At 44.1% G+C, this 13,162-nt stretch carries 12 protein-coding genes; 6 read left to right on the top strand and 6 right to left on the bottom strand.

Annotated features, from left to right (window positions below):
- Nucleotides 1–6 precede the first annotated feature (6 nt).
- The 3 genes from AV939_RS14850 to AV939_RS14840 all read left to right on the top strand — a co-directional run bounded on the left by AV939_RS14850 (nucleotide 7) and on the right by AV939_RS14840 (nucleotide 3,294).
- Entirely contained in the window at nucleotides 7–900 is an 894-nt protein-coding gene (locus AV939_RS14850; protein ID WP_061997825.1) for an EamA family transporter, read from the top strand.
- Complete coding sequence (locus AV939_RS14845) at nucleotides 897–1,961, top strand: GlxA family transcriptional regulator (RefSeq protein WP_231751128.1); 1,065 nt, start codon at nucleotides 897–899, stop codon at nucleotides 1,959–1,961. Before AV939_RS14850 ends, AV939_RS14845 begins: the two co-directional genes overlap by 4 nt.
- A 160-nt stretch (nucleotides 1,962–2,121) precedes the next feature.
- Nucleotides 2,122–3,294: a PQQ-dependent sugar dehydrogenase gene (locus AV939_RS14840; protein ID WP_061997824.1), complete on the top strand. Its 1,173-nt coding sequence runs from the start codon at nucleotides 2,122–2,124 to the stop codon at nucleotides 3,292–3,294.
- A 149-nt stretch (nucleotides 3,295–3,443) separates the two neighbouring features.
- Here the strand turns inward: AV939_RS14840 and AV939_RS14835 are convergent, their stop codons facing one another.
- The 3 genes from AV939_RS14835 to AV939_RS14825 form a co-directional block, all read right to left on the bottom strand.
- A complete protein-coding gene (locus tag AV939_RS14835) occupies nucleotides 3,444–3,989 on the bottom strand; it encodes an invasion associated locus B family protein (protein WP_061997823.1) in 546 nt (181 codons plus the stop codon).
- Between the two features lie 72 nt (nucleotides 3,990–4,061).
- Entirely contained in the window at nucleotides 4,062–5,291 is a 1,230-nt protein-coding gene (locus AV939_RS14830; protein ID WP_061997822.1) for a nidogen-like domain-containing protein, read from the bottom strand.
- Nucleotides 5,292–5,586: 295 nt separating this feature from the next.
- Nucleotides 5,587–6,444: a PA4780 family RIO1-like protein kinase gene (locus AV939_RS14825; protein WP_057790106.1), complete on the bottom strand. Its 858-nt coding sequence runs from the start codon at nucleotides 6,442–6,444 to the stop codon at nucleotides 5,587–5,589.
- Nucleotides 6,445–6,641: 197 nt separating this feature from the next.
- On the opposite strand from AV939_RS14825, the gene nhaC reads away from it, so the two are divergent.
- Both nhaC and AV939_RS14815 read left to right on the top strand, forming a co-directional pair.
- A complete protein-coding gene (gene nhaC, locus AV939_RS14820; protein WP_057790108.1) occupies nucleotides 6,642–8,129 on the top strand; it encodes a Na+/H+ antiporter NhaC in 1,488 nt (495 codons plus the stop codon).
- A gap of 163 nt (nucleotides 8,130–8,292) precedes the next feature.
- Nucleotides 8,293–9,411: a zinc-binding dehydrogenase gene (locus AV939_RS14815; RefSeq protein WP_061997821.1), complete on the top strand. Its 1,119-nt coding sequence runs from the start codon at nucleotides 8,293–8,295 to the stop codon at nucleotides 9,409–9,411.
- 63 nt (nucleotides 9,412–9,474) lie between these two features.
- On the opposite strand, the gene AV939_RS14810 is transcribed toward AV939_RS14815, so the two are convergent.
- The gene (locus AV939_RS14810; protein WP_061997820.1) at nucleotides 9,475–10,149 is read right to left on the bottom strand and encodes a nitroreductase family protein; all 675 of its coding nucleotides are present in this window, start codon (nucleotides 10,147–10,149) and stop codon (nucleotides 9,475–9,477) included.
- Nucleotides 10,150–10,652: 503 nt separating this feature from the next.
- On the opposite strand from AV939_RS14810, the gene AV939_RS14805 reads away from it, so the two are divergent.
- A complete protein-coding gene (locus AV939_RS14805; RefSeq protein ID WP_057790115.1) occupies nucleotides 10,653–10,994 on the top strand; it encodes a PBPRA1643 family SWIM/SEC-C metal-binding motif protein in 342 nt (113 codons plus the stop codon).
- Nucleotides 10,995–11,071: 77 nt separating this feature from the next.
- Here the strand turns inward: AV939_RS14805 and AV939_RS14800 are convergent, their stop codons facing one another.
- Both AV939_RS14800 and AV939_RS14795 read right to left on the bottom strand, forming a co-directional pair.
- The gene (locus AV939_RS14800) at nucleotides 11,072–11,473 is read right to left on the bottom strand and encodes a hypothetical protein (protein ID WP_061997819.1); all 402 of its coding nucleotides are present in this window, start codon (nucleotides 11,471–11,473) and stop codon (nucleotides 11,072–11,074) included.
- Nucleotides 11,473–13,143 carry a S41 family peptidase gene (locus tag AV939_RS14795; RefSeq protein ID WP_057795984.1) on the bottom strand — a complete coding sequence of 557 codons (1,671 nt, stop codon included), beginning with the start codon at nucleotides 13,141–13,143 and terminating at the stop codon, nucleotides 11,473–11,475. The genes AV939_RS14800 and AV939_RS14795 overlap by 1 nt, the downstream gene beginning before the upstream one ends.
- Between the last annotated feature and the right edge of the window lie 19 nt (nucleotides 13,144–13,162).

The following is a 13,162-nucleotide window of genomic DNA, read 5'->3' as shown; positions in this document are numbered from 1 at the left end:
AAGGATATGTTAGGTAAAGATTTATTGATCGCAATATTTATCGTGGTGATATGGGGCGTGAATTTCGTTGCCATTGCTTGGGGATTAGAAGGTATGCCTCCTTTATTAATGGGCGGTTTACGCTTCTTACTGGTAGCTTCGGTGGGAGCGTTGTTTTTCAAACGACCCAACACCCCATTTATATGGTGGGTGGCCTATGCCGTGCCCATTAGCTTCCTGCAATTTGCATTTCTGTTTTCTGCTATGGCGTATGGCATGCCCGCCGGATTAGCGTCGCTTGCACTACAAGCACAGGCATTGTTTACCATGATTTTTGCGATGCTTTTCTTAAAAGAATCAATAAAAAATTATCAGGTGTGGGCCTTTTTTATTGCTGCGTTTGGTTTAACTTTTATTGCACTGAGTAAAGATGAACACAGCATTACTGCGCTGGGGTTCGGCTTAACGATGGCTGGCGCGGCAAGCTGGGCTTTGGGTAATATTAGCGCGAGAAGCATTAGCAATCGGGGCTTTAATTCGAACGTTAATTTAGTTGTGTGGAGTGCATGGGTACCGCCTATACCATTTTTCATCGGCAGTTATTTTATTGAAGGGCCCGAGCAAATTATCACCAGTTTAAGTGGGTTTAGTTGGGTGTCGTTTGGCGCGTTATTGTATTTGGCGGTTGGGGCCACTATTACGGGATATGGGCTTTGGAGTTACCTGCTAACTCGTTACCCCGCTGGCCAAATTGCCCCATTGTCGTTAGGCGTTCCTGTTGTAGGGCTAAGCTCTGCAGCACTAATGCTTAATGAAAGCATAACGCCTATGCAGTGGTTAGGCATTATTTTGGTTTTATTTGGCCTGCTACTTAATACTTTTGGTGGCCGTTTTCGCCGTAAAGTAGCAGTGACTGTATGATGGCTGAGTCTGGTAACACTCATGAAGCTGATACTTCTGAAACTGACACTCTCGGTTCTGGCACTCTCGATATTAGCACTCTCAGTACTGACATAAGTACAGATGCCAATACTTGCACCGAAAATGACACTATTCCCATTTATATAGTATTACTACCAGAACTTTTGATGTTAGATGTGGTAGGGCCCGCAGAAGTGTTCGCTTATGCTAATCGCTACGGAAAAAACCATTTTAAACTACATTTTGTTGGGCCAGAAACGACACTCAAAAACTCCCTTGGTATGCGCTTAACGGTAGACCCTCTACCAATAACCGTCGAGCCAAACGCCTGGCTGTTAGTCACCGGCATGGTGGGTAATGAAATCAAGCTTGATACGACTCTGATGAAAAAGGTATGTGGGTGGTTAGCACAGCAGCAATTTTCCAAAGTGATCAGTGTTTGTGCGGGGGCGTTAGTGTTGGCAAAAGCGGGGCTGCTAAATAATAAAAAATGCACCACGCACTTTATGCATTGCAATGAGTTATCTGCTTTACTTACCGCTAAGCAAGTACTCGAAAATCGTTTGTTTGTGCAAGATGGTAATGTTTATACCAGCGCTGGCGTATCGGCTGGAATTGATTTGGCGCTTCACTTGGTACAGCAGCAAGTTGGCCCCCAAATATCAGCAAAGATAGCCAGGCAGATGGTATTGTTTATTCGCCGTGGTATGCAAGATCCTAGTTTGTCACCGTATTTGGAGCACAGAAACCATTTACAGCAAAGAATTCATACTATCCAAGATAAAATTCAGCAAGACCCTGCGAAAAATTGGAGTGTAGACGAACTGGCTGATTTAGGGCACTGCAGTAAACGCCACTTTGCGCGCATATTTAAAGACTGCACCGGCATTACCAGTAAAGAGTATATTTACAAATTGCGATTAAGTTTGGCCCAGCAATTATTGCAGCACTCGCCGCTGCAAGTAGAAGAAATAGCCCAGCGCTGTGGGTTTGAAGACTCAAGGCAGTTTAGGCGCCTTTGGGCTAGATATCACAACAGCCCGCCATCATCGTATCGGTAGATGAATAGCGTGCGATGAAACAAAGCAAAATTAGCCGATGTTAGCGCAAGTGAGCCGTAGCCAATAAACACGCGTAAACATCGTTATTAATTATTATTTGCGTGCCACATTATGGTGTGACGAGTATTACGCGAACCTTTTTCATAAGGTAACCACGACTATGCGAAAACGTATCACGCGACAAAAAATCACTCTTCTTATTACTATGCTAGCAACCTCCTTCGTTGCGTTGGCTCAGTCAGACTTGCCCGTTAAGGTTGAAATGAAAGGTAGTAAGGGCACTATAATTGTTGGAGAAGCCATAGCCTCATTTAATAACCCTTGGGCAATGGCTTTTTTGCCTGATGGACATAGTTTAGTAACAGAAAAGGCTGGCACGCTGTGGTTGCTTGATAAGAGCCAACAGAAACGCTTTGCAGTAACCGGTACTCCCGACGTTACCGCGCGAGGGCAGGGCGGTTTAGGGGATGTCATTGTTCACCCTGATTTTAAAACGAATAGCACCATCTATATTTCTTACATAGAGCGCGATCCTAAAGACGATCCCTACAGCGGGGCAGTGATTGAGCGCGCAACGCTAACCATTTCTGATAGCGGTGCAAACTTGTCTGACAGAGAGCTTATTTGGCACCAATCCCCCAAAGTAACCGGAAATGGCCACTATTCGCATCGAATGGTGATTTCGCCGGATGGCTACTTGTTTATTACGTCTGGAGACAGACAAAAATTTACGCCCGCCCAAAATATGGCAATGAACTTGGGAAAAATTTTGCGTTTAAACGCTGATGGTAGTGTGCCACAAGATAATCCTTTTTATGGTAACGGTAGCGTGACAGAACAAATATGGACGCTAGGGCACCGCAACCCCCTCGGTATCGATTTTGATGAGCAGGGAAACTTGTGGTCCCATGAAATGGGGCCCCGTCATGGTGATGAGCTCAATGTTATTGAAAAAGCGCGGAACTACGGTTACCCCATCGTTTCGCAAGGCGACCATTATTCAGGCGTTAAAATACCGAATCACGAAGAATTTCCTATTTATAAAGCACCAGTAAATGCGTGGGTACCTGCCATAAGTCCGGCGGGCTTTATTATTTATAAAGGTGATTTACATAAAGACTGGAAAGGCAATGGCTTCATAGGCGGTTTGTCTTCAGAAGCGTTAGTGCGTGTTACGTTTAGTCAAGACGGTCAAAAGTGGAGTGTGGAAGAAGCCGAGCGTTACGAATGGGGTAAACGGGTTCGTGAAGTGGAACAAGATGATATGGGCAACATATACGTACTTGAAGACAAAGAAGGCGGCCGCTTAATAAAACTTCAGCCGAGTAATTAGCAGGTAAAAATGTGTTAGGTTAAATTGAAAGAGCACAAAAAAGCCCGAGTAATTCGGGCTTTAATTACCTAACAATCCGTTAAAAAGCGTAACGGGCATTCAGGCCTATGAAATCTACACCGTCTGTTTAAGCCAATTTCTTTATTGCTTTAATTTCCGTGAGTTAGCAATTTTTCGTAGGCTTGCGTGAAGCCATTTAAAGAAAAGGGGAGAGTGGTTTGTTCTTTTTCTGCATTCATAAAAGCAACCATAAAGCGCTTGCCCTTTTTAAGTTCTGCTAGCATGATTTCGTCTACAACAATGTTGGTTTCGCACACTTTAGTGTCACACTGCTGAATGCTAACTCGAACCGGCTTACCTTCATCTATTTTTATTCCTAAACCGAACTCTTTTTTTGCAGTGCTGCTAAATCTTAGAGTAAGAATAGGTTGTTTTTGTGCGGAAAGTGCAATGTTTATAGCACCTACCACGCCGGCCTTTTCGTTGTTGCGAGCAATCAATACTTGGCTAATGAAGCAATGCTTATCTTTGCACTGATAGCTCCACCTTTCTGAAACACTGTTCTTCGAAGGCATTGTGGCATCAGTTGATGTAGAGCTTGAGTTGAGGGAAGTTTGAGCCCCAGCGTTTAGGGTGAAGATGAGAAAAAGGGCGGCTAATGTCGCAACTTTGATTTGCGATAATATGTAACTCATTGACAATTTCCAGGGTAAAAAGAAGGGGCTGTAAAGCCCCAAAAAATGCAAATAAAATAAACTGCTAGCAGTTTATTTAGTTTTCCTACGAGCGCGGATGGCGAATAATCCAAAAGCTGTTAGCAGAACGAAAAACATTCTAGGCTCACTGACTGATGTTGGGCTGGCAACAAATTCAGTGATAGGTGTTTGCGTCATAACCACATCGCCAGATTCAACAAATGATAAACCGGTAACAAATGCCAATGCATCGTCTGGGTCAATCATGTTCGTAGTGTCGATACCTAAAACGCGAAATTCAGTTACACCGTCAGGACCAAAGAGGTACTCTTCTTCGGCTGTTAGGTTGTCAGTGAATTCCCACCCAGAAGCACCCATTAACCACAATTCGTAGTCAGCATCAAAGCCCGTTGGCAGAATAACTGATGCTATTTCTGGACCAGACTCCACCACATAGTCGTAACCAATCGCTACGTCAGGGTCGATAAATACCACTTCATTGTCTGAAATACTAAACTCGAATTCCCAACTGCCATCTACATCATCTGAAGGCATAAAAGGGTCAAGCTCAGTTCCTGTACCTTCGCTACCTGTTGGCGCAGTGGCTAGCGTTACTTCGCCATTACGAACAGAATATGCCCATATACCGTCCTCACCAACATTTGAGGTGTTAACGAGTTCTAAAATGTCAGCAGTACCGCTGCCTGGCAATGCGATAAACTCTTCGTTAGGTAGAAAAAATCCAGCTTCTGATTGCCCAAAAGTAAACGAATCAAGCGAGAACCCTTCATCGCGGTATGAAAGCTCGTCGTAGCGAAACTCTATATCTACGTCGCCAGCTTGGCCTGTATCGTCAGAGCGGTCGATGATTAATGCTTGAAAGGTATTTTGACGATTGGTTTCGTCGTCGCCGTTATGAAATGCATCTGTGCTCATGTCTAGCCAAGTAACGGCGACAACACCCTCCGACGGTGAGCCAATATAAGTGTCACCGCAGCTTGCGCAATCGTAATTCCCTCGAGCCTCAAACACAGTCAGGCTAGTTACCATTGGTTCAAAGTTTGACTCACCGCCAAATAAATCGACGTTTCCGTTTGTAAATGCTCTAAATGTGTTGAAGTTTATTCCATCTATATTTACATCGAAAGGGAGGTTGAACGTAGGAGAAAACTCGGAAAACGTTTGGTCGGAACCATAGCCAGCTTCGCCTCCCATGCCCGAGATAATAACGTCAGCGTGAGACTGAAAAGAGAGTGCAGCAAAAGAGAGGGAGGCGGCAAGGAGTGTGTTCTTAAATTTCATTATAAATTATATCCTTATAGTTAATTTTTTGTTTTTATTCATAGTGTAGCGCGCCGAGAGATAGCGAATTCCATGCCACAAGGTAACTATCTGATTTATAATAGGTAATTTTTATCATTTGATGTGAATGATAAAAATGTGTAAGTAAAGCTGACAGTATAAGTTATTGATTGTATTAAATTTAATCAATTTGGGGTAGGCGTAGCGGAGGGCGGTGAAATTTATAGAGCGTAGACCAAAGAGGCCGAGTACATTTTTTTTAAAAATGATTCTGCCTCATTGTTTTATCTGTCTATTAGTTATCATCATCTGAAAAATTAATGCGGGCTAAGCGCTCTTGCTCTTCATCAGCAGCGGCTTGTATTTCTTCTAGTATTGCGTCTACGTCAGCATCCTCGCTGTCATCTTCAAACTCACCGGTAAGCACCGAGTTAGGGGTTAGGTTGGCTTCTTCAAACAGCGCCCACATTTCTTTCGCGTAATTAGTTTGCAAAAGATCGGGGGCAAACTCGCCGTAATAACGACGAATATTGTTAACGTCGCGGGCAAACATGGCCTCGGCATTATTATTGGCCGAAGCATTAACCGCTTGGGGCAAATCGATGATCACCGGCCCGTTGTTGTCAACAAGTACATTAAATTCGGATAAATCGCCATGAATAATACCCGCGCACAGCATGAGCATAATGTTGTGCATCATGATTTTATGCTGTTCTATGGCGTCTTCTTTGCTAAAGCTAACGTGCCCTAGTTGTGGGGCTACATCGCCGTGTTCATCCGACACCAGCTCCATCAGCAGCACGCCGTCAATGCAACAGTACGTATCAGGCACACGCACGCCCGCTTCGTTCAAGCGTGATAGGGCATCCACCTCTGCTGTTTGCCAAATTTCTTCTTCTATTTGGCGACCGTAGCTAGAACGTTTACCCATGGCGCGTGCCTGGCGTCCGCCTCTTACTTTTCGGCCTTCTTGATACTGCGCCGCTTTTTTGAAGCTGCGTTTAACGGCATCTTTATAAACCTTTGCACAGCGAATATGTTCACCGCAGCGAACAACAAAAACATCGGCTTCTTTCCCGCTCATCAAGCGGCTTAGTACTTCATCGATTAAACCATCATCGACAAGAGGTTGGAGGCGTTTAGGTATTTTCACTCATTGCCTGCTAAATGGTGTTGTGTTTTCATCATTGTTTATAAAGGTGCTCTATGTATTTATTCAATTTGCTTAACTAGTATACCAGTGTTGAAAACTAAGAGCAGTGATGCAACGACACTTTTTTCCAGCCGATCTGTTAACAGTTAATACCCGTATCTGATTTAGGAATGGATTTCTAAATAACGGACATCGACATGAATGATAAGCAACCTGTCACACCTAGTTTGTTACTTGCCTTAACTCCTGTGGTGTTAACCCTGATTATTTTGGGTACACAAATTTTCTACTTCGGGGTATTTGAGCCTCATATTCCTCTTACCCTCGGTTTAGCGCTAACCAGTTTAGTTGGCATGTATTTAGGCCTCACTTGGGTAGACATCCGAGAAGGTATCTTCCACGTTGTTCATGTTGCATTACCATCGGTATCGGTCTTGATAACCGTTGGTATGATTATCGGAGTTTGGATAGCCAGCGGAACCGTACCCACCATCATTTATTACGGTCTAAAAGCGCTTTCTCCTGAAATTTTCTTGGCTGCTGGCATGATTATATGTGCAGTAGTGTCGGTTTCCCTAGGCACCAGTTGGGGAAGTGTCGGTACAGTAGGGCTGGCATTAATGGGTATCGGTGAAGGCTTCGATATTCCCATGTATTGGACCGCCGGAGCGGTTGTTTCCGGCGCTTTTTTTGGTGATAAAGTATCGCCGTTGTCTGACACTACCAACCTTGCCCCAGCAGTGACGGGCACCGATGTGTTTTCTCATATTAAGAATATGATGGCCACCACTATTCCTGCCATGTTAATTGCGCTGGCTATTTATGTGGCTGTTGGCTTTTTCGTTATCGATACACAAAGCGTTTCATTTGCGAAGATTGCGGGTATTACGAACGCGCTAGAAGACAATTTCTATATTTCTCCTTGGGCACTATTACCCGCTGTTGTTGTAATGGCGTTGGCACTTAAGAAATGCCCGCCATTGCCCTCGCTTTTTGCTGGTGTAGTGGTGGGGAGTGCTATGGCAATGATTACCCAAGGGCAAAATTTGCAGTCGGTCTTTGATTTTGCAAATAACGGATATTCAATTGAAACCGGCATTGCAGAGATAGACGGTTTATTAAATCGCGGTGGCATACAGTCGATGATGTGGACCATTTCGCTTGTATTAATTGCGCTGGGCTTTGGTGGCGCGCTTGAAACTACAGGGTGTTTGCGAAGTATTATTAATGCAATAAAAAGTAAAGCAACCACATTCGCAGGCACACAAACTGCCGCTGTTGGAACCGCATTTGCGACTAACTTGGTAGCTGGCGACCCTTACCTGTCTGTGGCGTTACCCGGGCGTATGTACTCACCGGTATATCGTGGAATGGGATATTCTACCTTGAACCTTGCCAGGGGAATTGAAGAGGGTGGCACCTTGATGTCGCCTTTAATTCCATGGAATGCGGGTGGGGCATTTGTTATTTCTGCACTGGGGCTTGGCGTATCGGGCGATAATCTAGAAAATCTTTTGTATATACCCTTGGCCTTTGCATGTTGGACCGCACCGTTAATAGGCATTTTTTATGCGTATACAGGGCTGTTTTCTCCAAAGGCGACCGATGAAGAACGTGAACGTTGGGAGAGTTCCGGCGAAGCAATTGCTGAATTTAACGAAGATGGATCGCCCAAAACGGATTAAATAATGGGGTCAGAGTACTTTTTCATAAAACGGACTCTGACCCCGTTATTTTTCTATAACTCATCTGCACCTATATATATTACCAATATAAATATTACTGATGTTAACGACATGTTAGCTTAGCTCACACGTAGATCTTGATTAACATAGCGAGACAACTAAAATGAATAAATCCAAACAGCTTTTTACTCTTATCAAGTCGGAAGGCGAACTAGAGGTATCTATTAAAGAGGTAGACGTTCCTGAGCCTAAGCCCCACGAAGTTATCGTTCGTATGGAAGCCTCTCCTATCAATCCTTCTGATATGTGGCCCATGTTCGGCCCTGCCAGCCTTGATAAAGCCACCTTTGATGCCAGCAAAAATGCGTTGGTGGCACCGGTCCATAAATCAATGTTGATGCGTATTAAGTCGCGCCTAGATCAAACTTTACCTATTGGTAACGAAGGAGCGGGAACGGTTGTTGGGGCAGGCGATAGCCCTGAAGCTCAGGCGTTAATGGGCAAAACTGTTTCTATTCTTACTGGTGCCGCGTACACAGAGTATGCATGTGTTCCTGCCCAAGTGTGTTTGCCGCATATGGAAAACACAACGGCGCAGCAAGCGGCGTCTTCGTTTGTAAATCCGTTAACTGCATTGGGTATGGTAGAAACCATGCGTATGGAAGGTCACAAAGCCTTAGTACATACCGCAGCGGCATCTAACTTGGGCCAAATGCTAAACAAAATCTGTCTAGAAGAAGGCGTAGATTTGGTTAACATTGTGCGTAGCCAGCAACAGGTAGATATTCTTAAAGATTTAGGCGCTAAAATTGTGCTTGATTCTACCAGTGAGAATTTCAAAGCAGAGCTTTATCAAGCCATCGATAAAACGGGCGCTACGTTGGCCTTCGATGCTATTGGCGGCGGCGAATTAGTCAGCGACATTCTTACCATGATGGAAGCGTCTGGCAGTAAAGATGCTAAAGGCTTCAATACTTATGGTTCAGACAGCAACAAGCAAGTTTATATCTACGGCGGCTTAGACTTCTCTCCAACTATTCTAAATCGCGCATTTGGCATGACATGGGGAATTGGTGGCTGGTTGCTAATGCGCTTCTTAGGCAAACTAGACAAAAAACGTGTTGGTGCACTTTATCAAAAAGTTGCTGCTGAAATTAACACTACTTTTGCGTCTTCATATACCAAAGAGTTAACCCTTGAAGAAGCACTACAGCCTGAAAATGTAGCCTTATACAATGCTAAGAAAACAGGCGAGAAATACCTTATTGTTCCCAATAAGTAGATAAATAATGGGGTCAGAGTCAATTAATTGTAAAAGTACTCTGCCCCCATTTTATTCATTCTATCAAAGAAAGCTGGCGATACTTTCAAGTGATTTCTTCTGCTTAGCATGAGCCGGAATGGTGGCTTCGGCTGCAGGATAGCCGGCAATGATTAGCATATAAGCCCGTTCATTTTCTGGCCGGTTACACACTTGCGTTAAAAAGTTCATGGGCTTTGGGGTATGAGTTAACGTAGCCAAACCCGCATTGTGCAAGGCAGTGATCAGCATTCCAACCGCAATGCCTACCGATTCGTGAACATAATAATTCTGGCGCTTATCTCCGCTTTCTGTTTCACCAGACTTCTGGCTAAATACGGCAATAAGCCAAGGTGCCAATTCCAAATAGGGTTTGCTTGCGTCTGTGCCTAATGGTTTGAGGTCTTGAAGCCACTGCTCTCCAGCACGCCCCTCATAAAACCCACGCTCATGTGCTTCAGCCTGCTCCCTTACTTTTTGTTTCACGGTAGAAGAGTTAATCGCCGCAAAATGCCAAGGCTGATGATTTGCGCCGCTCGGTGCAGTGCCCGCCGTTAGTAGGCAATTTTCGATAATTTTTTTGTCTACAGGCCTGTCGCTAAAATGGCGAATGCTGTGCCTGCGTTGCATGGTTTGCAAGAAATCAGCGCTGCGCGACATCATTTCATTTTCTGGATATTCAATAAAGTCATCTAGCGGTGAGTGGTCGTGTGGTTGCATGTTGTAGTCTTATTTCCAGAATTAATGGGTTCAGAATATAGTAACCACGCACATTAACCGAATACATCAGCTGAGTACATTAGTCAGAGCGCTTTAGATGAAATTTGCGTTTTATTCAACAGCGTCGAGGCTTGAAGATCTGCCTTCCCATAGTCTTCCTTCCCGCTTGTATTTTGTTATAAAGGCTACGTTAATCGCAGGTAGATTGTGTGTGAGCTTCGCACTTGTAGTAGAATACGCATAAGCAAATCATCACTTAGTAATTATGGTGTGTTATTTAACCTTAATTTCAGATAAGCAACGCCTGTAAGCCAAGTTTTCCTCTCTGTTTTTACCGCCCAGCATGGATTGAAAATAGATAGCCAATAGTTCACTAATTGAAATGTTTGGTCGGAATCACTGCGTTTTGATATTCCTTATCCAAGGTTTAGGTTAGTTAGCTAATTTTTGTGACGATTGAATGATGATACCCACTTTCTACTTTTAAATATTTGGAACACCAAATGTCAGATAAATTTTTTTTTAAAGGTCGTAAAGACGCCCGTCAAACGACCCTAACATACGGTTATGAAAGAAACGCTAGCCGTATTGCAGGCAGTAAAAAATACCCGCTTAAATTAGTGGTAACCAATGAAGCTCGAAAACAAGAAGTAGATGCATTAGTGGCTGAAGCTGGTTTGTATGCCGATATTACCGTTGATACAAAGGAAGGCGCGGTAGAATCTATACAAGAATTAACAGTGCTTCTTAATAAAAAGGGCACTGTAACTGTAGAGAAAGTTCCTGCACGTAACGAACCCTGTATTTGCGGTAGCGGCAAAAAGTATAAGAAGTGCTGCGGTTAGTAAGAATCTAAATTAATGGTGTCAGAGTACGTTATTGCTTTGCTTGAAAAGTACTCTGATCCCATTTTTGCCCTTTTTTATTTGCAACTTATACCAGAAAGCGTTTCGGTTTCACCGGTTTGATTGTTGCGTAAAATACAATGCTTACCATCGGTCAGCAAAGTAAACGTAAACGCAGGGTTGTTGTGCCTTCCTTCAATAGGTAATCTTCGCTCATCCATATGTGCTTTACGCTCAATGCTGACCAGCGAAGACTCAGAAAAAACATCGTCGGCAAGGGTAATTTTTAGCCCGCCAAACCAACTGCTTATTTTACTCTCAATTTGCTGTTTTTGCGCTAAGTTCAAGTTGCTAGCATAAGCTTCAACTAAGTCGATTTCTTGGTTGGGCGCGGTGGTTGCGCAACCACTTGCGAAGGCAAGTGGAATGGCAACTAAACCTATTACAGCGTTAATCATGAGGGGCTTATTAAGCGCCATTATTTGCGCTCCTCAATAACAGGTTCGTTAATTTTATTATGTAAAATTAACGTTTCTCTTTGTGTGTTTGGGTTGTCGATGGCTAGCAAAGCGCTTCCTTGAGCTTGAGCGTTTTCCGAAGTACTCGCCATATTCTCTTTACCGGTCGAAGCATCGGCTAAATCTTCTACTGAAGTCACTACTGGGCAATTTCCTGTCGCAGAATATCCTAACGCTGCTGCCAACATACCTTCTTCGGGGTTGCCTAGTGCTGCTGTAAAGTCGTCCTCTACAGCACAACCTGGTAGTTCAAAGTCGAAGTTTGGTGAATCTGTTGGCATAAAGCCGTCGGCATAATCACCAAACCCTTTATTATTCACGCCTTGGAATTGAATAGTAAAATAGGTTTCGCCGCAGTTGTCGGTAGGGTAAAAACCATAGGGTTTGCCACAGGTAGTGGATCCTATTTGAACCACATCTACATCTATACCACGTAAGGCGTTCATTACCGCTTCACTGGCAGAACATGTTGAACCTGTGGTGATCACATATACGCGAGTGAGTGACAAGCTAGGCAACAAGGTACTGGTTAATACGCCTGCATTGTAGTCTATTTCATTGCGGTAAAATGGTGTGGATTGTAGCGCCTCTCCGGTCACTGGGTTCGTTGTTGTGCTCTTATCATTAAAGCGGGTGGTTTCGAAAATAGCGTTATTGGTTTGGCTTGGCCCCGCAACCATATAAGAAACCTGAGAAGCCAGTGCTAACAAGCCACCACCGTTGTAACGCAAATCTATAACCAGTTCGGTTACGTTCTCGTTTACGAATAAGTCAAACGCATCGATAAGATCATCTTGGGCCGTGCGAATAAACGTATTGAACTGAAAGTAGCCAGTTTTACCGTTTGTAGTGTCAAAAATGTTCACATTTTGCACCGGCGCTACGCTTATATCAGAAGATGTGATATCTACCACCAGTGGACTGCCATCAATAAGTTCGAACTCGAAGCTAGTTACCGTGCCTGCGTTGTCGGGGAAAAGTGCGGCGTTAATGGCATCTACACCGCTTTGGCTGTTGTCGTTAACGAAATCAATCCCGTTAATTGTAATCAATGAAGCGCCGCGAGGAACATTGGCTAACGCTGCGGGAGAGTCTGGTTCAGTAAATCGAACCACAAGCTCACGGGGCGAAGTGTTAGCAACAAACTCCCAGTCAAAGCCGTAGCCAGAAGAGACACCGGTTTGGGTTAGTTCGTTGTATTCAGCGGTATCCTGAGAAAAGTGAAAGTTATCTTTTGCAGTTCCGCTTGGGGTTAATTCGTTGCTTTTTAATTGATTGAAGTAGCCTAATACCGAAAAGTTATCTGGGTTGTTGTCATCAACTTCGTCGTACCAAAGGTAGGTATCGTTAGTCCATGAACGTAGCCATAACTTTTCTTCTAGTGCTGAGCCTTGCGAATCAGGGTAAGCACTACCCGTAAAAGGATCTGTGCCTGTTCTTGGTGTTTCACACTTTGCGATGAACGTTGACTGTGATTCAAAAACACCGGGCTCCCATGACGGCCCGCTGCTAACAGGTGGTGTAGTTGTTACGGGTGTAACTGTGTTACCGCCACTCCCTCCGCCGCCACAACCACTTAAAATGGCAACAGTTACTGCAAGAGCAATACCAGTATATTTACGCGCGTTCATCAGCATAGATTTCCCTTAT

This window comes from Alteromonas sp. Mac1, assembly GCF_001562125.1.
GTDB lineage: Bacteria > Pseudomonadota > Gammaproteobacteria > Enterobacterales > Alteromonadaceae > Alteromonas > Alteromonas stellipolaris.
This window is presented reverse-complemented; position numbering and strand designations above follow the sequence as displayed.

Excerpts from the sequence above, each read along its gene's own strand:
- AV939_RS14850 (WP_061997825.1), top strand. The coding sequence starts at position 7 with ATGTTAGGTAAAGATTTATTGATCGCAATATTTATCGTGGTGATATGG.
- AV939_RS14845 (WP_231751128.1), top strand. The coding sequence starts at position 897 with ATGATGGCTGAGTCTGGTAACACTCATGAAGCTGATACTTCTGAAACT.
- AV939_RS14840 (WP_061997824.1), top strand. The coding sequence starts at position 2,122 with ATGCGAAAACGTATCACGCGACAAAAAATCACTCTTCTTATTACTATG.
- AV939_RS14835 (WP_061997823.1), bottom strand. The coding sequence starts at position 3,989 with ATGAGTTACATATTATCGCAAATCAAAGTTGCGACATTAGCCGCCCTT.
- AV939_RS14830 (WP_061997822.1), bottom strand. The coding sequence starts at position 5,291 with ATGAAATTTAAGAACACACTCCTTGCCGCCTCCCTCTCTTTTGCTGCA.
- nhaC (WP_057790108.1), top strand. The coding sequence starts at position 6,642 with ATGAATGATAAGCAACCTGTCACACCTAGTTTGTTACTTGCCTTAACT.
- AV939_RS14815 (WP_061997821.1), top strand. The coding sequence starts at position 8,293 with ATGAATAAATCCAAACAGCTTTTTACTCTTATCAAGTCGGAAGGCGAA.
- AV939_RS14810 (WP_061997820.1), bottom strand. The coding sequence starts at position 10,149 with ATGCAACCACACGACCACTCACCGCTAGATGACTTTATTGAATATCCA.
- AV939_RS14805 (WP_057790115.1), top strand. The coding sequence starts at position 10,653 with ATGTCAGATAAATTTTTTTTTAAAGGTCGTAAAGACGCCCGTCAAACG.
- AV939_RS14800 (WP_061997819.1), bottom strand. The coding sequence starts at position 11,473 with ATGGCGCTTAATAAGCCCCTCATGATTAACGCTGTAATAGGTTTAGTT.
- AV939_RS14795 (WP_057795984.1), bottom strand. The coding sequence starts at position 13,143 with ATGAACGCGCGTAAATATACTGGTATTGCTCTTGCAGTAACTGTTGCC.